The organism is Nocardioides sp. Soil_C_8 (genome assembly GCF_057656315.1).
In genome coordinates, this window is the sequence record NZ_JBDGKQ010000001.1 from 1,681,729 (window position 1) to 1,702,539 (window position 20,811).

Here is a 20,811-nt window from a genome sequence, read left to right on the forward strand (position 1 = left end):
AGAGACGTGGGCCACACGGTTTTGGTTGCGCCGACGTCAGAACTTTCCTGACAACGTCGGTCCTCGCGCTCGTCCACCCGTGGCCCACCCCTAGGGGCAGGGCGTGACCACAGGGATGTCGAAGAACGTCAGGACCCGATCAAGACGGGGACAAGGTTGGCGCGAAAGTGCTATCGGGCCGTACCAGTCGGGTCGTGGGTGACGTTCCACAAGTGGGGGTCGGGGCGGTCTGTGGGAGACCGGAAGCCCCGATCCCCGGCCAACGACGGCGCACCCGGCGCCGCACCGACCCTGGGGGCATCCAGCCATGAGCACCATCGATCGAACCCGCCTCGCTCCACGCCTGGGCCTCGCCGCCCTTGTCTGCCTCGGAGCCGTCACCGGCTCCCCGCTCGCCACCGCTGCCGGCCCGCAGGGCAACAACGGCACCGTCAAGGTCGCCCCGCACGGCGACATCGACAGCATCCCCAACAACACCCCGCACGTCGGCTGCACCTTCCAGCTCGAGTGGTACGGCTTCGACGCGGGCGTGGTCTCGACCGTGCTCTTCGAGGAGCAGCCGCCCACGACCGGTGTCGGCATGACCGTCGCCGGCGACACGACCGTCCAGCTCGACAACGACCCGGGGGCGGGCGCGGGCAACGACGGCCTCGACGGGTCGCAGGTCTACACCCTGTCCTTCACCGGCGCCCCGCACCCGCAGCAGGGCTACCACGTTAAGTTGACCATCAACACGCCCGAGTCCAACGGCGCGACCGTGAAGCACAAGGTGTTCTGGGTCGAGGGCTGCGGCACCCCGCCGCCGACGACTCCGCCGACGACTCCGCCGACCACTCCGCCGACCACTCCGCCGACGACCCCGCCGACGACCCCGCCGACGACCCCGCCGACGACCCCGCCGACGACCCCGCCGACCACTCCGCCGACCACGCCGCCGACGACCCCGCCGACGACTGCGCCCACCACCACGGCGACGCCGCCGGCCACGCAGCAGCCCCAGCAGGGTGAGGACACCGAGTCGCCCGAGGTGCTGGGGGTCCAGGCCTCCGGCGGGAACAACAGCTCGGGCGGCGCCAACCAGGGCGGGACCGGTCCGGCCTCGTCGGCCCCGCAGCAGCAGCTCCCGACGGCGGTCAACGCGGGCGAGGAGGGCGGTTCTCCCGTCGGGCCGAGTCCCGTCCAGGTCATGCTCGGCCTGCTGATGGTGCTGATCGGTGGGGCGGCTGCCCGACTGGGGTGGCACCGCATCCGTGGGTGAGCCCCGACGCCGTCTGCTGACGACGCTCCTGCTGGGAGCAGCCGCACCCGCACTGGTCGCGGGTGGGCTGTTCCTGGCGGGGCACGGGCTCGAGACGTCGGCACCGACGCCGGACGCGGGCGCGTCGCAGGTCGACCCCCCTCCGGCGATCAGGGTGGCCGGCCCCTCCCAGGGGTCGGCGCCCGCGTCGACCGCACCGGCGAGGCGCGCGACCGGCGTACGACCCGAGGTGCTCGTGGTGCCTGCGCTCGGGGTGCAGGTGCCGGTGGTGCCGATCAGCACCGAGGACGGAGCCCTCACCCCGCCGTCGGACCCGCAGCAGGTCGGCTGGTGGTCGGGCGGCGCCCGACCCGGGGCGGGCGGGGGTGCCGCAGTGGTCACCGGTCACACCGTGCACACCGGGGGCGGTGCCTTCGACGACCTCGAGTCGCTCGCGCCCGGCGACCGTGTCGTGGTGCGCTCGGGCGATGCTGGGCTCGCCTACCGGGTCGGGTCGGTCGAGGTGCTGAGCCGCGACGAGCTGGCCCGACGCAGTGTCGACGTCTTCGGCCGGACCGGTCCACCGCGGCTGGTCCTGATCACCTGCGAGGACTGGGACGGCACCGACTACCGCAGCAACGTGGTGGTCACGGCGCAGCCGGTCGACTGATCAACCGGTCAGAGGTGCTCGCGGAGCCACGCGAAGTCGGCCTGGTGCTCGCTCGCCCCGCCCGGGGTCTCGCAGATCACGGGGGCGCCTGCCTCGCGCACCACACCGGCGAACTCGTCGGGAGGCAGGTGTCCCTGCCCGAAGTTGGTGTGGCGGTCGGCGCCGGACCCGAACGTGTCGCGCGAGTCGTTGGCGTGGACCAGGTCGATGCGGCCGGTGATGGCGCGCACCTTCTCGACCGCGTCGCCGAGCTCGATGCCCCCGGCCCAGGCATGGCAGGTGTCGAGGCAGAACCCGACGTCGTCGGCCCCTTCGGCCGCGGAGATCGCGTCCCAGACGCCGGCGATGCGGTCGAGGTGGCGGGCCATCGCGTTGTCGCCGCCGGCGGTGTTCTCGATCAGCAGCGGGACCTTGATGTCGGTCGCCTCCACGGCCTTGCGCCAGTTGTCGAAGCCGACGGTCGGGTCGTCGCTCTTGTTGACGTGGCCGCCGTGCACGATCAGCCCCTTGGCGCCGATCTCGGCGGCTGCGTCCATGTGCTGCTGGAGCAGCTTGCGGCTCGGGATGCGGATCCGGTTGTTCGTCGTGGCGACGTTGACGATGTAGGGAGCGTGGACGTAGAGGTCGACGCCCGCCTCCTCGGCCGCGGCGCGCAGCGCCGCCGCGCCGCCCTCGAAGCGGATCTCCGGCCCGTTGTAGCCCTGCGGGTCACCGAGGAAGAACTGCACGAGCGAGGTCTCCCGCGCCAGCGCCTCGGCGATCGGGTCGGTCTGCTCGACGTGGGCGCCGATCGAGAGGGAGGTGGAGGGGGAGGTGCTCATGCCGTCCAGCCTAGGAGCACCCACAGACACCCGACGACCACGCCGGCCAGGCCGGCCACCGCGGCCCAGCCGAGCCAGTCGACCGTTGCGGGCCGCCCCGGCGTCGTACGTCGTCCGCGTGGCGGCGGGCCGAGCCGGTCGGGCACCGGTGGCCCGGCGGGCGGCGGCACCGGCAGCCGTCGGAGCAGCCGCAGCGCCGCCTCGGCGGTCGCGACGCGCTGCCCGGGGTCGGCCACCAACAGCCGCTCGAGCAGCGGGCGCAGCGGGTGGGACGGGACGGTGCCCTGGCGTGCGGGTGGCTCCCCGGTGACGAGCTCGAGGGCCACGCGCCCGACGGCGTAGAGGTCCTGGGTCGGCTCCGGCGGCGCTCCCCGCGCCTGCTCGGGCGCCATGTAGCCGTCGGTCCCGATCGCACCGGGCACCGTCGTGAGGCGTCGGTCCGCGAGCGGCGCGGCGACCCCGAAGTCGCCGAGCCGCAGGTGCGGTGGACCGTCGCCCGTCGCCTCGAGGAGGAGGTTGGCCGGCTTGACGTCGCGGTGCACCAGACCGGCCGCGTGGACGGCGGCGAGGCCCATGAGCAGCTGGTCGACGAGCACGGCACACGTGCCCGCGTCGAGCGGTCCGTGCTCGCGGAGGAGGTCGGCCACCGACCCGCCGGTCACGAGCTCCATGGCGAGCACGACGAGGTCGTCCTCCGCCGCCCATCCGTGCGGTGCCACCACGTGCGGGTGGCGCACCCGCACGGCCTGCTCGCGCACGAACCGGGCGAGCAGCGCCGAGCTGTGCCGGCCGAGCACCTTGAGGGCGACGTCCTGCCCGGTGCGCAGGTCGTGCGCACGCCACACCGATCCCATCCCTCCGGATCCCACCTGGTCGAGCAGCCGGTAGCGGCCCGCCACGACCGTGGCCGCCGCGCGGCTGGCGGTCCGGTGGGCGCGCGAAGAAGGGGTCGCCGGCACCCCTCGACGCTAGACCGGGCCGGCGGTCGCGGGACGGTCCTCCACAGGCGGACCACGACGATTCCAGCCGCCGGGGCCGCCGCTGATAATCTTCTGCGGTTGCCTTCGGGCGACCGCGGCGCACGACCCACGTCGTACCCCCGCCGCGAACGCACAGTCCTCCTGCCACGGAGAGCCCGTGGCCGCTCTAGCCCAGAGGAGGTGGAGACCGCTATGCGTGCCTATGAAGTGATGGTCATCCTCGACCCGAGTCTCGACGAGCGCACCATCGAGCCGTCGCTCGACAAGTACCTCAACGTGATCCGCAAGGACGGCGGCTCGGTCGAGTCCGTCGACGTGTGGGGTCGTCGCCGGATGGCCTACGAGATCAAGAAGAACGCCGAGGGCATCTACGCCGTCGTCACGCTGACGGCCGAGCCCGCGACGGTCAAGGAGTTCGACCGCCAGCTCACGCTGAACGAGTCGATCCTGCGCACGAAGGTCATGCGTCCCGACGCCCACTGATCGCCCTCCCGGGCATCTGTGGAAACACCCTTCCCGCTGTCGGTGAGTGCCTGTTTGATGGGCGCATCACCGGGAGCACCCGGATCAACCGGCACAGCAGCAGGACTTTCTGAGGAGACCTCATGGCAGGCGAGACCACCATCACCGTGATCGGCAACCTCGTCGACGACCCGGAGCTGCGGTTCACCCCCTCGGGTGCCCCCGTGGCCAACTTCCGGATCGCGTCGACGCCGCGCACCTTCGACCGCCAGAGCAACGAGTGGAAGGACGGCGACACGCTGTTCCTCTCCTGCGCTGTGTGGCGCCAGGCCGCGGAGAACGTCGCCGAGTCCCTCCAGCGGGGCATGCGCGTGATCGTCCAGGGTCGCCTCAAGTCCCGCCAGTACGAGACCCGCGAGGGTGAGAAGCGCACCGTCTTCGAGATCGACGTCGAGGAGGTCGGCCCGTCGCTGCGCAGCGCATCGGCCAAGGTCACCAAGACGACGCGACAGGGCGGCGGTGGCGGCTACTCCGGTGGCGGCGGTTACTCGGGCGGCGGTGGCGGCGGGCAGCAGTCCGCGCCGGTCGACGACCCGTGGGCCAGCCCGGCTCCCTCGCAGCAGGGTGGCGGCGGCTGGGGCGGACAGTCCCAGGGCCAGCAGGGTGGCGGCCAGTCCGCCCCGCCCAACGACCCGTGGGCCACGCCCGGGGTCAACGGCGGCAACGACGAGCCCCCGTTCTGATCCGGGAGCACATCCCAAGAAAACACATTCCATTCCGTCCCTGATTGCCTTCAGGGCCGGGCTCACTGAAAGGGAGCACCACAATGGCCAAGGCAATTCTGCGCAAGCCCAAGAAGAAGGTTTGCCAGTTCTGCAAGGAGAAGGCGACCGGTGTCGACTACAAGGACACCACCCTGCTCCGCAAGTTCATCTCCGACCGCGGCAAGATCCGCGCCCGCCGCGTGACCGGCAACTGCGTCCAGCACCAGCGCGACGTGGCCATCGCCGTCAAGAACGCGCGCGAGCTGGCCCTGCTGCCCTACACGTCCACCGGTCGCTGAGAGGAGCACGGGACATGAAGCTCATCCTGACCCAGGAGGTCGACGGCCTCGGTGCCCCCGGTGACGTGGTCGAGGTCAAGGACGGCTACGGCCGCAACTACCTCGTCCCCCGCGGCCTCGGCATCCGCTGGACCCGTGGCGGCGAGAAGACGATCGAGTCGATCAAGGCCGCTCGCACCGCTCGCGCGGTGCGCGACGAGGACCACGCCAAGGACGTCAAGGCGAAGCTCGAGGCCAACGCGGTCAACGTGAAGGTCCGCGCCGGTGAGGGCGGCCGCCTGTTCGGCGCCGTCACCACCACCGAGATCGCCGACGCCATCACCGCCGTCTCCGGCGAGAAGGTCGACCGCCGCACCATCGTGGTGGCCAACCCGATCAAGTCGCTCGGCGCCCACGAGGTGGCCGTCAAGCTGCACGACGAGGTGTCCGCCACGGTGGCCCTCAACGTCGTCCCCGCCTGACGCGACCGACACGCACGACATCACGGCCCGCCGCCCCTGAGGGGTGGCGGGCCGTGCTGCGTCCACCGGGGTCCATCGGGGTCTACTGGGTCGGCTTGTCGCAGCGGGTCGGCGGCCGGCTCCCGCCGGAGTGGTACTCGTAGGTCCGACCACCGGCGCGGAGCGTGATCCGCGAGCCGTCGATGAGTGCCTGGGTGTAGGCCATCCCGGGCTCGGCGCAGCCGCGGCTGCCGTCGCGCCAGGTGACCTCCTCGACCGACACCACCTCGACCTCGCCGGCGTCCACGCCGAGGCTGGCGGCCAGGTCGTCGACGGCGCGTACGACGTCGCGCGGTGCTGGGCTGTCGGGCGGACTGCCCGACGGACTGGGGGTGGGGTCCACGGTGGTCTCCTCGGCGACGGGCGGGTCGGTCGTCGGCTGGTCGGCACCCTCCTCCGTGCCGCACGAGGCGAGCACGGCGCTCGCGGCGAGCAGGAGGGCGAGGCGCCGGATCGTGACCATCATGGCAGTGCGACGGCGCGACGGGCCGAGGCGTTCCGGAGACGACGAAGGGGCCGGCGGTGTCGCCACCGCCGGCCCCGCGTCATGTGGAGAGGTGAGGATCAGCAGGTCACTTCTTGGTGACCTTGATCTTCAGCCGGTCCTTGGACCCGAGCACCGCGGCGTCGCCGAGGTACTCGACCTTGACCTTGATGGTGCCGACCTTCCGGGCCTTCGGCAGCACGAGCTGCGCCTTGCCGAACCGGTTGAGCGTCACCGTCCAGGTCTTCTTCTTCATCGCGCCCTTGACGGTGACCTCCACCGTGCCGGTGGGCGTCACCTTCGGAGCGGACACGGCGATCTTGAGCTTGGCCTTCTTGCCCTGCTTGATCGTCTTCGGTGCGTCCACGTCGAGCCGCGACTTCACCTGGGGAGCAGGCGCCTGGGGCGACTTCACCACGAGGTTGACCGGGGCCGAGGTGGCGGCGGCGCTGGTGCCGTCGCCGAGGTACTTCGCCGTGACCGGCACGGTGCCGGCCGTGGCGAACCCGGTGAGCGAGGCCGAGGCCTTGCCCGTCGCGTCGAGCTGCGCGCTGGTGACGCGTCGGTCACCCGCCCAGAACTCGACGGTGCCGGCCGGAGTGACCGGCCCCGTGCTGAAGACCTGCGCCGAGGCGGTGGTCGAGCCACCGGTCTCGATCGTGGTCGGGTCGAGCGACAGCGCAACGTTGGTGCTGACGGCCGAGCCCTTGATCTTCACGGTGTGGGTCGCCGACACCGGCTTGGCGCCGGGGTCGTCCGTCGTGTGGACGACCTTGTTCGTCAGCGCCTTGTCGCCCACGGTCGGGTCGACCGTGACCTGGTAGCTGAAGGTCGCACCCTCGGCCTCCGGCTCGGAGTACGTCGCGCAGACGTTGAGCCCGTCCTCGATCACCGTGCTGGCGTCACCAGCGTTGACGAGGGACGCACCGACCGAGCCGTCGGCGTTCTCGGTGCCGATCGTGACGTCCTCGAGGAGGGAGCCCGCCTCGACGTTGTCGTAGGCGAACACGAGGTCGTTGCTACCGGTGAAGGCGAAGACCTCCATGTCGAGCGAGCCTGCCTCGCCGTCGTCGTCGCCGAAGAGGCGCATGTCGTCGTACTCGACGACCGCGACGTCAGCGCCCGCGGTGGCGAGGGAGATGCCGGCGTTGCTCTCCTCGTCGTACCGGATCTGCATGTCCTGCCACAGCAGGGCGGCGAGGTTGTTCGGCGCCAGCGCGTTGGGCACCGACTGCGGGTTCCACGGCTGGCCGGCGTAGCCGGAGCCGTAGACCAGGAACCCGTCGTCGCTGAACCGCAGACCGTTGTAGGCCTCGCCGTAGAAGCCGTACGGGCGGCTGGCGAACGCCGAGTAGGTGACCGTGTCGCCGGTCTCCTCGTCGAACCCGATCTCCGGGTCCGTCGTGATGGCGCCGCCGCTCACGGCGAGCAGGTCGACGTAACCGGGGCCGAACGGCGTCTGGCACGAGGGGTCCTGCTTGCTGGTGGTCAGCGTGTAGTTGCCCTCCTCGCCGTAGGTGGACTCCAGGTCGCCGCTCCACGACACCACGCCGTCGGCGAAGGTCGCGCCGTTGGTGGCCGAGCCGTCGACGTAGGTGGTGCCCTCGGGCAGCGCGTCGGTGATGGAGTACGTCAGGTCCTCCTGCGAGACGTTTGGCGCGACGTCGACGGTGTAGGTGATCGTGTCACCGGGAGCCGCCTCCTCCACGTCCGCGGACTTGGTGACGTCGTCGTCCACACGAGCGACGGTCACCGGGACCACGCCGATGTCGCCCTTGGTGGACGGCGAGGTGCCCAGGGTGAGCGTGCCGTGCCAGACCTCGCCGGCGTCCATCTCGCTCTCGTCCCAGAAGGTGCGGAGGTCGAACGGGGTGGCCGCGGGAAGCGGGCCGTCCGGACCCTCCGCCCGCAGGTTGCCCTGGTCGCCGGCGACGACCGCGGTCACCAGGTCGGTGGTGTCGGCACCACCCGCGGTGCTCGCCTCCCAGTTCTGGACGAGCACCCAGTAGGTCCCCGGCTCGGGGTTGGCGATCTCGACCGACTCGTTCGAGCCCGCGCTGGCGCTCATGGCGACCTCGTTGGCCGCGGACACCGCGCCCCTGCCGACGTAGACGTCGAAGTCGGGTGCGGTCGGGTTCTGCAGCTTGGCGATGAGGCTCGTGGCGCCCGCGGGCACCTCGATCTCCTCGACGTGCGTGCCGTTGCCGTCGTACGGGTCGGTGTTGGTGGTGTCCTCGACGATCGACAGCTCGGTGCGGTCCTCGGGAACCAGTCCGCTGGCCTCGACCTGGAGGTCGCTGATCGCGATGGCCTCGAGGCCCTCGGTCACCTGCGAGCCGGCGTCACGACGGGTCGTGATGTCGATGGCGGACGGGAGCACACCGGCCGACGGCAGCACGCCGACCGGCAGGTGGGCCACCGGCGCCTGCGAACCGGCGGGCGGCGTCAGCACCAGGGTGCCGAAGAGCCACTCGTCGGTCGGAACGCCGGCGTCGAGGGTGGCGGTGACGGTGACGTCGGCGGTGCCGCCGTTCGTCAGCGAGATCGAGTCCACGTCGGTGTCGAGGGTGATGCCGTCGGAGATGTCCTCGACCGAGACGGTCCACGTACCGGCGCCGGTGGCGGTGCCGGTGAAGGTGCGCGTCCAGTCACAGGTCTGCAGGCACTCGTCATCGGCCATGCTGGCCGTGTTGAGGCTGCGGACGTCGCCACCCTTGGCCGGGTCGGCAGCCTGGTAGCCCGCGAGGTCCTCGTCGAGGACCAGGCCGGCCTTGGCAGCGCGACGCAGCTCGATGCGGCCCGAACCCATGTCGAACCAGTCAGCCGCCGTGCCGTCGGAGTCGGTGATGTCGCGCTCCGCGGTCGTCATGAGGGCGGACTGGGCCTCGGCCGGGGTCCACTGCTGGGCCGCCGGGACGTCGAGCTGCATGCCCTTCAGGAGGGCGAGCGCGCCCGCGGTGTGCGGGCTGGCCATCGAGGTGCCGGAGATGAAGTGCCACTCGACGCTGTTGTCGGTGCCGGCGGCGGCGAGGATGTCCACGCCCGGAGCCGAGACGGACGGGCTGATGGACGACACCGCACGGTTCGGTCCGCGGCTGGAGAACGCGGCCATGATGTCGCCGTTGGCGTCCTTGACGTCGGCCACGGAGCCGGACAGGGCGGCCTTCGTGCCGGGGTGGGCGGCGATGAACGCCTTGAGCGCCTGGCCGTCGGCGTAGGTGATGTGCGCGGCCGGGAGGGCGTGCGCGTCACCGTTGAGCGAGGTGCCGCTGGCCTGGTCGTTGGCGAGGATCATGCCCTCGGCGCCCAGCGCCTCGACGTTGACACCCTTCTCGACCCGGCCGTTGCCGCCGCGGTCGCAGATGACGATCTTGCCCTCGAAGGTCGTTCCGGCTGGGAACGTGGTGCCGGTGCCCGGCGGCTCGTCGCTGGGCGCGCCGCACTGAGCGTTGTTGTAGGGGGCGGAGCCGGCGTAGACGACCGGGAACGCGCCGTCGGTCGCACCAGCGAGGCCCGCACCGGCGATGTCGGGCAGGGTGGCGGCGTCGGTCGCGGTGATGTCGGTGACCGAGGAGACGTACTTGCGGTCGTGGGTCGTGGCACCGACCGTCGTCATCCACGGCACGTCACCGGGGCTGCCGAGCGTGGCGGCACCGGGGCCGTCGTTGCCCGCCGAGGTGGCGACGTGGATGCCGGCGGCGCGGGCGTTCAGGAAGCCCACGGCGTCGGCATCGGTCCACGGGCTGGAGGCGGCGCTCGAGCCGATCGAGTAGTTGATGACGTCGACGCCGTCGAGGATCGCCTGGTTGATGGAGGCGAGGATCGAGTAGCCCTGGCAGCCGCCGTCGCAGACGTCGTAGCCGATGATGTTGGCGTGGGGCGCGACACCCTTGATGGTGGAGGTCACGGAGAACTCGTGCTCGGTGCCCTTGGCGGAGTACGCCGTCGCCTCGACCTGGTTGCCGGCCGTCGTGCTGCCGGTGTGGCTGCCGTGGCCGTCGTCGTCGTACGGGTCGTCCTTGGGGTTGCCGCCCGTGGCCGGGTTCTCGAAGTTGTAGTAGCCGATGAGCTTGTCGTTGCAGCCCCAGTCGGGGACGTACTGCGCGGTGTTGGCCGGGTCGCACATGCCGAGGTACTTGCCGGCGCCGAGCGGGTTGGTGTGGTCGTAGCCGTCACCGCCGTCCTCGACCGGCACCACGTCCGCGAACGACGGGTTCTCCGGGTTGAGGCCCGAGTCCAGGATGCCGACGATGACGCCCTCTCCCTTGTTGCCCTCGAAGCCGGCGGGGACGTTCGAGCCGTCCCAGACGGTCGGCGCACCGATCCACTCGGGACCCTTGTCGGTGGTGAGCTCGCGCTCGAAGTCGACCTGGACGGCGGCGACGCCGTCGATCCGCGCCACCTTCTGGGCCTGCGCGCGCGTCAGCTGCACGGCGACGCCGTTGATGGCCTCGGTGTAGCGGTAGAGGACCTCGGCGTCACCGCCGGTCACCCGGGAGATCGAGGAGACGAGGTCGGCCTGCTCGGCCTTCAGCTCCTTGCGGTAGGCGGACTCGGAGCCGGCCGCGGCCGTGAGGCCCCGGTCCTGCGCCTGGTCGCGCGTGGGAACGGCCGGGGCCTCGAGCTGCACGATGTAGGTCTCGGCCTTGCTGCCGGTGCCCAGCTCGAGCACCGTGCCCTTCTGGAGTGCCTGGGCCGGCGACGCCTTGGCCGGCTTCAGCTGGCCCGGGTCGAGATCGGCTGCGTTGGCAGCCGTCCCCCACGGCACGAGTAGTGCGGCAGCGACGCTGGTGGCAGCGCCGGCCGCGATGGTACGACGGATCACACGGATCTCCCGTTCGAGATGAAGTGACCCCGATGGCATGGCGACGCGCCCCCAAAGCGAATGCGTACGACGTGCGACCGGAGAGTGAACAGGTGTATCTGAAGTCACAGGAGTCGCACCTGTCAACGAAAAGATCTGACGAAGCTTCTTCGTTAACCGACTCGTAACGCGGGAGGGTGTGCGGCGGCGGTCAGCGACGGCCGCTGCGGCTCGCGGCCGGGAACCGGTTGGGGCGCGCGACGACGGCGTCGAGGACGACCGGCTCGGCGCTGAGCGTCTCGATGACGATGCGGCCGGCGCGGATGCCGGAGTAGCGGTCGATGACCACGAGCTGCTGCATCGACGTCCTGCGGCCGGCGAGGTCGACGACGTGCCAGGCGCGCTTGCCGACGCGCACCCGCACCTTGCCGTGGCCGCGGCCGCTGCCGGCGAGGAGCCGGAGCTCGCCGACCGTGGTGCGGGGGAGCACGACGCGCGCCCCGCGGCGGGTCGCCCGGATCGCGTCGCCGCGGAAGTACCCCCGGCCGGTCACCTTCGTCCACCCGCGCTGGCGGGTGAGGTTGCGGGGCACGAAGAACTCGATCGGCTCGGACCAGGCGCTGGCGTTGCCGGCGGCGTCGATGGTGCGAGCGGAGAAGCGGTGTCGACCGGAGGCGGGGTCGGACAGCTCCCACCGACCGCCCGTGCAGGGGATCGCCCGGTCGTTGTCGGTGCACTCGAACCGCGAGCCGGTCTCGCTGCTGTTGAGCCTGATCGGCACGCCCGCTGCGGTGACGACCGGCTGGGTGGGGGTGATCTCGTCGTAGGAGGTGCCGGTGACGAAGACGAACGGCGCGCGGGTGTCCTGTCCCCACGTGAACGTCGCCGGGGTGGGGTCCTCGTCGGGGGTGTCGGCGACGGCGGGCGGGAGCAGCGGCGCGACGTCAGGGTTCCGGGACCGGTCGCCGAGGTCGACGGCGCGCGCCTGGAGGACGTAGGTGCCGGCCGCGGCGTCCGGCAGGTCGGCGTACGTCACCGGGCTGGTGCAGGCGCGCCAGTCGTGGGCCTGGGGTCCACCCGTGAGCCGGCACTCGAGACCGAAGGGTCCCTGGTCCCCGTCGGAGACCTGCCAGCCGAGCGTGAAGGTCATCGAGGACACCGTCACCAGACCGGCGGCGTTGGGTGCGGTGGAGGCGGTCAGCGTGGTCTCGGGCGGTGTGCTGTCGTCGCAGCCGTTCTGCAGGACGCTCGGAGTGGTCTCGTCCACGCAGCCCGGCGTGGCGACGGCCGGCGCCGCGGCCAGCGGCACCAGGCCGCCGGCCAGCAGCCCGAGCACGGCCAGCCGGCCCGCGGTGCGGTGTCGAAGCATGGCTCCTCCCTCAGATGGGCCTCGTGTCCGGCGCGCTCCCGTGCGCCCTCACGGGGTCAACGAGCGGACGCGGCTCCGGTCACGAGCCAGCGGTCGCTGCGCGCCCGCCAGGACAGCAGCACGCCGCGGGCGCCCATGAAGACGAAGGTCATCGCGACCCAGACCGCGACCAGGCCGTGGGGGAGGGCCGCCGCCCAGAGCGCGGCGGGTGCGTAGGCCACCAGCACGACGATGCCGGCCCACGCGAGGTAGGCACCGTCGCCGGCGCCGATGAGCACCCCGTCGAGGACGAAGACCAGCCCGGCGACCGGTTGTCCGACCGCGGCGACGAGCAGCACCGGCACGAGCAGGTCGCGCACCGCGGGGTCGGTGGTGAAGAGCGCGCCGATGAACGGGGACACCGCCGCCAGCGCGAGCCCGGCGACGATGCCGCTGCCCCAGCCCCACTGGACCATCCGGCGGGTGAGCCGGCGCGTTCCCTCGACGTCGCCGCTGCCCAGTGCCCGGCCGGTGAGGGCCTGGGCGGCGATCGCGATCGCGTCGAGGGCGAAGGCGAGGAAGCTCCAGAGCGTGATCGCGATCTGGTGGGTGGCCACGTTGACGTCGGTGGCCCCTGTGCCCACGCGGGTGACGGCGTACGTCCCGACGAGCAGGCAGGCCCGCAGGGCCAGGGTGCGGACGACGAGCGCGACGGCGGCGTGCGCGGCGGCGGTGATGCCGGCACGGTCGGGGCTCAGCGGGGCGTCGTGCTCGCGGGCGGCCCGGACGACCACGACGAGGAACCACAGCGCGCTGATCACCTGCGCGAGGACCGACCCGATGGCGGACCCGGCGATCCCGAGGTCAAGGCCGTAGACGAGGACGACGTTGAAGAGGATGTTGAGTCCGTTGCCCACGACCGCGACCAGCAGCGGAGTACGCGTGTCCTGCAGGCCGCGCAGCACGCCCGTCGCGGCCAGCATGACCAGCAGCGGGGTGGTGCCGAGGAACGCGATGCCGAGGTAGGTCTCGGCGTGGCCGGCGACCTCGGCGCCGGTGTCGAACGCGCCGACCAGTGCCGGGGTGAGTGCGATGCCGCCGACGGTGGCGATCACGCCGATGATGACCGCGAGCCAGACCCCGTCGACGCCTTGGGCGAGGGCGGCCCGGAGGTCCCCCGCGCCGAGGTGGCGGGCGACGCTGGCGGTGGTGCCGTAGGCGAGGAACACGCACAGCCCGACCACGGTCTGGAGCACGACGGCGGCGACGCCGAGGCCGGCGAGCTCGGGGGTGCCGAGGTGGCCGACGATCGCGGCGTCGGAGAGCAGGAAGAGCGGTTCGGCGACGAGGGCGAGGAAGGCCGGGACGGCCAGGCGCAGGATCTCGCGGTCTGTCTCCCGGTGGGTGGCCGTCACAGGTTCACCCTAGGAACCCCGCAGACTTCGTCGATTGCCGGGCGACATAGCGACGGGTGTGCACCGACGTACATAGCCCGTTGGGACTACCTGTGCATGGCCGTGTGGATGACGCGCGTCCAACGCTCGTCGAGGCACCGGGCGTGACCGAGCAACGGGCATCCGCCAGATGGCGGACAGGTGAACGCGCCGCGAGGCCGAGAATTTTCCGTCCACAGGGTGTGGGACGCGTTTTCGCAGGTCAGACGCGTGGAGCGGCTTGAACCCCCGGCTGGTTCCACAGGGTCTTCCACGGTGTGTGCACCTGCACCCGCGTGTCGTCCACGTGTGTGCCCAACTTGTCCACAGTGCCTGTGGAAAACTCGCCGTCGTCGACTTCCCACGAGGCGCCGCGAGCACGTACGGTCCTGCGCGAACCAGTGATCGGAACAGCTGGTGGACTCGGGTGCGAGCGGAGCCGGCAGCGATGTCGGCTCGATGTCGGCGTGATGTCGGTGGTCGTCCCTAACGTCGTGGTCAGTGGACCCGAGCGAGATGGAGGACAGCAGCGGTGAGCGTCACCTTCGAGGGGGACACCGACGAGGCCTGGGGCGACGGACCGGCGGCCTACGAGCCCGGCGAGTCCCCGCGCTCCCCGGGTGACCGGACGCCCCCGCAGGACAACGCGGCCGAGCAGAGCGTGCTCGGCTCGATGCTGCTGTCGAAGGACGCGATCGCCGACGTCGTCGACGTCATCAAGGGCGTCGACTACTACCGCCCGGCCCACGAGGTCATCCACGACGCGATCATCGACCTCTACGGCCGCGGCGAGCCGGCCGACCCGATCACGGTGGCCGCTGAGCTGCAGAAGCGCGGCGAGCTGGTGCGCATCGGTGGCGCCCCCTACCTCCACACCCTCTCCGCCAACGTCCCGATCGCGGCCAACGCCGGCTACTACGCCGAGATCGTGCGCGACAAGGCGATCCTGCGCCGCCTGGTGGAGGCCGGCACCCGCATCGCGGCCCTCGGCTATGCCGGTGAGGGCGAGATCGACGACGTCGTCGACAACGCGCAGGCCGAGGTCTACAAGGTCACCGACCGGCGCGCGGCCGTCGACTACGCCCCGCTGAGCGACATCATGAGCGGCGTCCTCGACGAGATCGAGGCCATCGGCAACCGTGAGGCCGGGCTCTACGGCGTGCCGACCGGCTTCGCCGACCTCGACGACCTCACCAACGGTCTCCACTCCGGCCAGATGATCATCGTCGCGGCGCGTCCCGCCATGGGAAAGTCGACGCTCGCCCTCGACTTCTGTCGTGCGGCGTCGATCCACAACAACCTCACCAGCGTCTTCTTCAGCCTCGAGATGACGCGCTCGGAGATCATGATGCGTCTGCTCTCCGCGGAGGCGAAGGTGCCGCTCAACCACATCCGCAACGGCACGATGCGCGACGACGACTGGGAGAAGCTCGCCCGCAAGATGGGTCAGGTCTCGGGCGCGCCGATGTTCATCGACGACAGCCCCAACATGACGATGATGGAGATCCGCGCCAAGGCCCGGCGGCTCAAGCAGCGCCACGACCTCAAGCTCATCGTCATCGACTACATGCAGCTGATGAGCTCGGGCAAGAAGGTCGAGTCCCGCCAGCTCGAGGTCTCGGAGTTCTCCCGCAACATCAAGCTCCTCGCCAAGGAGCTCGAGTGCCCGATCATCGCGCTCTCCCAGCTCAACCGTGGTCCCGAGCAGCGCGGCGACAAGCGCCCGATGATGAGCGACCTGCGTGAGTCCGGCTCGCTCGAGCAGGACGCCGACATGGTGATCCTGCTCCACCGCGACGACGTCTACGAGAAGGAGTCGACGCGCCCCGGCGAGGCCGACCTGATCGTCGCCAAGCACCGCAACGGCCCCACCCGCGACCTCACCGTCGCCTTCCAGGGCCACTACTCCCGCTTCGTGGACATGGCCCAGGGCTGATCGCCTGCTCGCGTCGAGGAGGAACCGGAGAAGGAGACGGACTGCCGGAACTTCAAGGACTCTCGGAGCTATGCAGCGCCGCGTGTGACTCTGGCTTGGACCGCGAAGCGATCAGCGGCCCCGGGTCGCCTCGTTTGTCTCGGGGTTCCCAGCTCGTGGCTTGCGTCCGAGTGGTCGCGGTGGGTACTCAGGACTCGCCGACAGTGCCGAGCCATCTCGGCTTCTGCCCCGCGCCCGCGTGCAGGCAGATGTGCATGCGCTCCAAGCCGGCGAGACCGGCGGTGCTGAAGGCTTCACAGCGCACCTCGTTGACTAGCCACTCCGGGTCGGAGTCGCCGTAGTACAGAAGCACTCCGATGGCGTAGTGCTTGCCCTGCGGCGCGTTCAAGAACTCGGACAGGGTCTGCAGGTCACCCCTGATCCCCTCTCGGCTCGGGGTCTTGTGTCTCGTGGTCCCGACCAGGCGGGCGACCTTGACCTCGACGACGGCCGCATTGAGGTCCGTTCCCGGCACGTGCCAGACGAGATCGGGTTTGCGTCTGCCCAGCGCCGGGTGGAGTCCAGCCTTGTCAATCTCTCCCGAGACGGTGTACTCGGGTGCGCCCGCCCGTTCGCCTTGGTCGCTCAGGACACGCAGTTGGTGGTAGAGCTCATAGCAGTAGACACGTTCACGGTAGGCAGTCGTCTCGCCCGCCTCGTTATCGACGGGCAAGAGGAACCACGGACTGCCGACCTGTTCACACGCTCGGGTAAGCAGCTCGAGGAACGCCACCGCCGCGCGCTGACGACCCACGAGATTCACGAGGCGGGTCCTCGTTGGTCGTGCTGGAGCCTCACTGTGAGGCCCTCGTCCAGAGCGGTTCGTCGTCCCAACCGGCTGGGAAGCCCATGTCTTGGTAAACGCTGATGCCCGTCAACTTCGGGAATTTCTTGAGGTGCGTGCGCAGGGTCAGCGGCCAGTTCGCCTTCGGATCGAGGCTCTTGACGAGGTAAGCGAGGATCGCGAGTACGACGTAGACCTTGTCGCGTGCCTCGCTCGCGGCGACGTGGGTCAGGTCGGGGCCTGCTTGTCTAGGGTTGAACTTCTTCGCTTGCAGAGTGAGCGTGCGGTTCCACAACCGCGAATGGTGAGCGCACAAGTTGCGCAGGTAGTTGATCTGTCGCAGCCACGCGTGCAGCAGCGGACCCCCCGAGACGCCGACCTCCTTGGCGATTGCGTTCTGATCCCGCTTGTCCAGGAGTGAGAAGAGTCGGACGAGGGCGCCGAGGTCGAGGATCTCGACGGCCACCCAAACGGGCAGCGGGTCACCGTACTTGTACAGGTTGTGGCGGACGAAGTCCTCGGACTTGGCGCGGTCCTGAAGGCTCGCGTACCGGTTGACCCAGTCGTCGTAGGCGTCAAGTGCCCCGCCTTTGCCCACTCCGATGGCCGCGGAGCACGCCTGTTCGTCGAGCGACGCGCGGGTGACATGCCCGAAGGTGTCTCGTGCTCCGAGCACGTGCGCGACCTTCGTTCGCAGACCAATCTCGACTGTCTCCAAAGCGTCGAGGACGATCAGCCGCAGCTTGCGGTCGAATCGCCACAGAGCCTCGACCTCAGCCAGCTTCGTTCCCGTCCGTATCTCGCCGGAGCGGTAGTGCGCGGGGCTGTCGACCTGACGCTTGTCGACAGGCAGCAGAACACGGAACGGATACACGTAGGCCGAGAGCCGGTAGTACCCGACAGACTTCAGGAGGGCAACGACCTCATCGTGGTCAAGGTCGTTGAGACCTCGATTGACGAGCAGTTGGGCTTGGTCGTCATAGGAAAGGTGAGGCTTCGTGTACACGTGGAGTCTCCGGCCCGGACATGAAAACCGACCCTTGATGGCAGCCAGGGCCAACAGCGGGGTCGGTGTTTATGGGGAAACCATAGAGGAACCTTCCGACAGTTTCCAGAAACCGACGAAGCGTGTGACGCAAACCGTCTCGGCGGGAAGGCCGCACCCAGGTCCGCCTTCGGAGCGGAGGGCACTCCGCGGAGCCTTGCGTCCGGCGAGGCCCATCCGACGGCCTGCTCGCGACCTGCTCCCGGCCTCCCGACTTCCTGGTCACGGGTAGCGCGCGAGCTCCTGCCGAAGCCGCTCGGTGATGTCGGGCGTCCAGCCCTCCGGCTGGAGGACGTTGACCCAGCCGGCGGCGTGCTCGCCCGAGAAGTTGTGCCCGTGGGCCGGCTGCGTGGAGAAGGCGGCGGCGAGGTCCGCCGACACCTGCAGGAAGGTGATGTACGGCATCCACCGCATGGCGCCGGGCACGTCGTCGCCGTGGGTCTCCTCGAGCCAGTCGGGCCGGGTGAGCAGCAGGTCCGGGCTCCACCAGGTCACCGGGTCGGAGGCGTGCTGGAGGTAGAGCACCCGGCTGTTCTGCCACGGCTCGCCCTCCGGCGGGGGTCGCTCGGCCTTCGTCGTGAAGCGGATGATCCGTCCCTCGCGGTAGACCGGTTCGACCTCGCGTGAGCCGGGGTCGCGGTCCTCGATGAAGCTGCGGTAGAGCGGGTTGAAGTTGGGAGGTCCCACCAGGAGCGCCCCCGACGTCCGGTTGTCCAGGTCGAACTCGCCGCTGAAGGCCGCCTCGGCACCGAACGACCCGAGGCTCTCGCCGAAGACGTAGAGCTCCGGACGCTCGTCGAACGGGAGCGTGGACCAGCGCGCGTAGACCGCGTCGAACAGCGCCCTGCCGGCGTCGCGGGCGCGTGCGGAGTCGACGACGAAGGACAGCCAGGAGGGCAGGTGGGAGTACTGCATGCCGACGATCGCGGAGTCCCCACCGGTGACGTACTCGAAGCCGCTCGCGGCGCTCGGCTCGACCCAGCCCGTCCCGGTGGTGGTGACGACCAGGAGGTGCTGCCGCTCGAAGCCACCGGCCCGCTCGAGGTCGGCCACCGCGAGCGCAGCCTGCTGCTCCGTGCCGTCAGCGTTGGCGAGCCCCGTGAAGACGCGGATCGGGTCGATCGCCGGACGGTCCGTCAGCTCCGTGATCTGCTCGGCCGTCGGACCCCGGCCCACGAAGGTCCGCCCCTCCACGCCCATGCCGTCCCAGTCGACCAGCGACTCGCCGCTGCCCGAGCGGAGCGGCGTCGACGGCCGCCGGACGTCGTCCGGTGTCTCGAGGTCGCCGAGGGCGAAGGACGAGTCGAGCGCGCGCAGCCCCGCGTCGGCGGCCACGCCGCTGAGCAGCGCCCACGCCACGAACACCACGGACACGACTCCCAGGACCCGCGCGACCGAGGGCTTGAGGTGCCGCTCCAGCAGCCGGGTCACCCGTCGGGTGGCGGATCGGGCGCCACGCGCCAGGGCGAGGAGGAGCGCGAGCACGACCAGCGTCACCGGTGGGACGAGGAGCACGAACGCGACGGGCGTCGCCTCCGTCCCGGCCAGCTCGTGGGCCTCGCCCTGCCACCGGACACCGACCGCGAGGCTGGTGGCCAGGGCCGCGACCCCACCGACGAGGAGGACCGACCGGGCCACGTCCGGCCACGGCTCGCGTGGTCGGTCGCGGAGTCCCCGCCAGCACCAGGCCACGAAGACGCCGAAGCCGTAGCCCGAGGCCGCAGCGACGCCGGTGACGGCTCCCTGGGCCAGTGGCGACCGCGGCAGCAGCGACGGGGTCAGCGAGAGGCAGGCGAAGCCGATCGCGAACGCGACCCCGGCCGGGAGCAGGTGCGAGCGACGGATGAGCTCCAGCAGTCGCACGAGCCATCCGGGCACCGCGCCCGCCTCTCCGGGGGTCAGTAGTCGACCGGGTCGCGGGCGATGGGGCAGGTCATGCAGTGCCCGCCACCGCGGCCCCGGCCGAGCTCGGCGCCGACGATCGGGATCACCTCGACGCCGGCGTCGCGCAGCAGCGCGTTGGTGTAGGTGTTGCGATCGTAGGTGAACACGACGCCCGGCTCCACCGCGACGGCGTTGTTGCCGCTGTCCCACTGCTGGCGCTCGGACGCGTACACGTCACCACCTGTCTCCAGCGCCCGGAGCTCGGAGAGGCCGAGGGACTCGGCCACGACGTCGACGAACGCCCGGTCGCCCTCGTCGGTGACCTCGATCCCGTGCGCGTTGTCGCCGGGGCGCAGGGAGAAGGAGTGGATGCCGTCCACGATCCCCGGGAAGTAGGTGACGACGTCGCGGTCGGCGAAGGTGAACACCGTGTCGAGGTGCATCGCCGCGCGCAGCTTCGGCATGCCGGCGACGACCACCCGCTCGGCGGCTCCCTGCTCGAACAGCGCCTTCGCGACCTGGCTGATGGCCTGGCGCGAGGTCCGCTCGCTCATCCCGACCAGGACGGTGGCGTTGCCGATCGGCATCACGTCGCCGCCCTCGATGGTGGCCAGGCCCCAGTCGAGCTCGGGGTCGCCCCACCACACGGTCGACCCGGCGAAGTCGGGGTGGAACTCGTAGATCGCCTTGTAGAGCAGCGTCTCGTCGTGGCGTGCCGGCCAGTACAGCGGGTTCATGGTGAGCCCGCCGTAGAGCCAGCACGTGGTGTCACGGGTGTAGAGCGTGTTCGGCAGCGGCTGCATCAGGTACTCCCGCGCGCCGGTGGACTCGCGGGCCAGGGCCACGAAGCCCGACCGGAAGTCGTCGGGCAGGTCGCTGGTCGCCAGGCCGCCGATCAGCAGCTCGGCGAGCCTGGCCTCCTCCAGGCTCGACAGGTAGGCGCGCGTCTCGTCGACGAGGCCGTGCCCCACCTGGTTGGCGGTGATCTTCCGCTCGAGGAGCCACTCCCTCGCGCCCGGCACCGCCATCGTCTGCGCGAGGAGGTCGTGGAGCTCGACCACCTCCACCCCGCGCTCCTCGAGCGCCGTCACGAAGTCCGCATGGTCCTTCTCGGCGTTGTCGACCCACATCACGTCGTCGAACAGCAGCGAGTCGGAGTTGGTCGGCGTGAGCCGGCGGTGCGCGAGGCCGGGCGAGCACACGAGGACCTTGCGCAGCCGGCCGACCTCCGAGTGCACGCCGTGCTCGACGGCGGCTCCGGTGCCGCCCGTGCCGGACGTCTGTGCTGTGGTCATTGCGCGGTTCCTTCCGTAGTGGCGGG

At 70.8% G+C, this 20,811-nt stretch carries 17 protein-coding genes; 7 read left to right on the forward strand and 10 right to left on the reverse strand.

The genetic code is table 11. The annotated features are described in order from the left end of the window. Window positions 1-307: 307 nt before the first annotated feature. Together AC3A3L_RS08245 and AC3A3L_RS08250 are read left to right on the forward strand one after the other, a co-directional pair. The gene (locus tag AC3A3L_RS08245) at window positions 308-1,258 is read left to right on the forward strand and encodes a hypothetical protein (protein ID WP_487639509.1); all 951 of its coding nucleotides are present in this window, start codon (window positions 308-310) and stop codon (window positions 1,256-1,258) included. After that, window positions 1,251-1,907 (forward strand): class F sortase, encoded by a 657-nt coding sequence (locus tag AC3A3L_RS08250; protein WP_487639510.1) that lies wholly within the window; start codon window positions 1,251-1,253, stop codon window positions 1,905-1,907. The genes AC3A3L_RS08245 and AC3A3L_RS08250 overlap by 8 nt, the downstream gene beginning before the upstream one ends. A gap of 8 nt (window positions 1,908-1,915) precedes the next feature. Here AC3A3L_RS08250 and AC3A3L_RS08255 read toward each other — a convergent pair whose 3' ends face one another. Together AC3A3L_RS08255 and AC3A3L_RS08260 are read right to left on the reverse strand one after the other, a co-directional pair. Beyond that, window positions 1,916-2,728, reverse strand: coding sequence for a deoxyribonuclease IV (locus AC3A3L_RS08255; RefSeq protein ID WP_487639511.1), 813 nt, complete (start codon window positions 2,726-2,728; stop codon window positions 1,916-1,918). Beyond that, entirely contained in the window at window positions 2,725-3,687 is a 963-nt protein-coding gene (locus AC3A3L_RS08260) for a serine/threonine-protein kinase (RefSeq protein ID WP_487639512.1), read from the reverse strand. Before AC3A3L_RS08260 ends, AC3A3L_RS08255 begins: the two co-directional genes overlap by 4 nt. A gap of 213 nt (window positions 3,688-3,900) precedes the next feature. Between AC3A3L_RS08260 and rpsF the strand changes: the two genes are divergently transcribed. From rpsF to rplI, 4 genes are all read left to right on the forward strand, one after another. Then, window positions 3,901-4,191: a 30S ribosomal protein S6 gene (rpsF, locus tag AC3A3L_RS08265; protein WP_268113116.1), complete on the forward strand. Its 291-nt coding sequence runs from the start codon at window positions 3,901-3,903 to the stop codon at window positions 4,189-4,191. Window positions 4,192-4,313: 122 nt separating this feature from the next. Then, window positions 4,314-4,913, forward strand: a complete 600-nt coding sequence (locus AC3A3L_RS08270) for a single-stranded DNA-binding protein (RefSeq protein ID WP_487639513.1) — start codon at window positions 4,314-4,316, stop codon at window positions 4,911-4,913. A gap of 83 nt (window positions 4,914-4,996) precedes the next feature. Next, entirely contained in the window at window positions 4,997-5,233 is a 237-nt protein-coding gene (gene rpsR, locus AC3A3L_RS08275) for a 30S ribosomal protein S18 (protein WP_056603689.1), read from the forward strand. Between the two features lie 14 nt (window positions 5,234-5,247). Continuing rightward, the gene (gene rplI / locus AC3A3L_RS08280) at window positions 5,248-5,694 is read left to right on the forward strand and encodes a 50S ribosomal protein L9 (RefSeq protein WP_487639514.1); all 447 of its coding nucleotides are present in this window, start codon (window positions 5,248-5,250) and stop codon (window positions 5,692-5,694) included. 82 nt (window positions 5,695-5,776) lie between these two features. On the opposite strand, the gene AC3A3L_RS08285 is transcribed toward rplI, so the two are convergent. From AC3A3L_RS08285 to AC3A3L_RS08300, 4 genes are all read right to left on the reverse strand, one after another. Beyond that, a complete protein-coding gene (locus AC3A3L_RS08285; RefSeq protein ID WP_487639515.1) occupies window positions 5,777-6,196 on the reverse strand; it encodes a hypothetical protein in 420 nt (139 codons plus the stop codon). A gap of 109 nt (window positions 6,197-6,305) precedes the next feature. Beyond that, window positions 6,306-11,042: a S8 family serine peptidase gene (locus AC3A3L_RS08290; RefSeq protein WP_487639516.1), complete on the reverse strand. Its 4,737-nt coding sequence runs from the start codon at window positions 11,040-11,042 to the stop codon at window positions 6,306-6,308. Between the two features lie 190 nt (window positions 11,043-11,232). Continuing rightward, window positions 11,233-12,390, reverse strand: a complete 1,158-nt coding sequence (locus tag AC3A3L_RS08295; RefSeq protein ID WP_487639517.1) for a hypothetical protein — start codon at window positions 12,388-12,390, stop codon at window positions 11,233-11,235. Window positions 12,391-12,446: 56 nt separating this feature from the next. After that, a complete protein-coding gene (locus AC3A3L_RS08300; RefSeq protein WP_487639518.1) occupies window positions 12,447-13,784 on the reverse strand; it encodes an MATE family efflux transporter in 1,338 nt (445 codons plus the stop codon). Window positions 13,785-14,334: 550 nt separating this feature from the next. Between AC3A3L_RS08300 and dnaB the strand changes: the two genes are divergently transcribed. Then, window positions 14,335-15,738 (forward strand): replicative DNA helicase, encoded by a 1,404-nt coding sequence (gene dnaB / locus AC3A3L_RS08305; RefSeq protein ID WP_487639519.1) that lies wholly within the window; start codon window positions 14,335-14,337, stop codon window positions 15,736-15,738. 187 nt (window positions 15,739-15,925) lie between these two features. Here dnaB and AC3A3L_RS08310 read toward each other — a convergent pair whose 3' ends face one another. The 4 genes from AC3A3L_RS08310 to AC3A3L_RS08325 all read right to left on the reverse strand — a co-directional run bounded on the left by AC3A3L_RS08310 (window position 15,926) and on the right by AC3A3L_RS08325 (window position 20,785). Next, window positions 15,926-16,510 carry a hypothetical protein gene (locus AC3A3L_RS08310; RefSeq protein WP_487639520.1) on the reverse strand — a complete coding sequence of 195 codons (585 nt, stop codon included), beginning with the start codon at window positions 16,508-16,510 and terminating at the stop codon, window positions 15,926-15,928. A gap of 61 nt (window positions 16,511-16,571) precedes the next feature. After that, on the reverse strand, window positions 16,572-17,567 hold the full coding sequence (locus AC3A3L_RS08315) for an Abi family protein (RefSeq protein ID WP_487639521.1): 996 nt from the start codon (window positions 17,565-17,567) through the stop codon (window positions 16,572-16,574). Window positions 17,568-17,828: 261 nt separating this feature from the next. Then, window positions 17,829-19,484 (reverse strand): alpha/beta hydrolase, encoded by a 1,656-nt coding sequence (locus AC3A3L_RS08320; RefSeq protein WP_487639522.1) that lies wholly within the window; start codon window positions 19,482-19,484, stop codon window positions 17,829-17,831. 20 nt (window positions 19,485-19,504) lie between these two features. Then, the gene (locus AC3A3L_RS08325) at window positions 19,505-20,785 is read right to left on the reverse strand and encodes an arginine deiminase (protein ID WP_487639523.1); all 1,281 of its coding nucleotides are present in this window, start codon (window positions 20,783-20,785) and stop codon (window positions 19,505-19,507) included. Window positions 20,786-20,811: the final 26 nt, after the last annotated feature.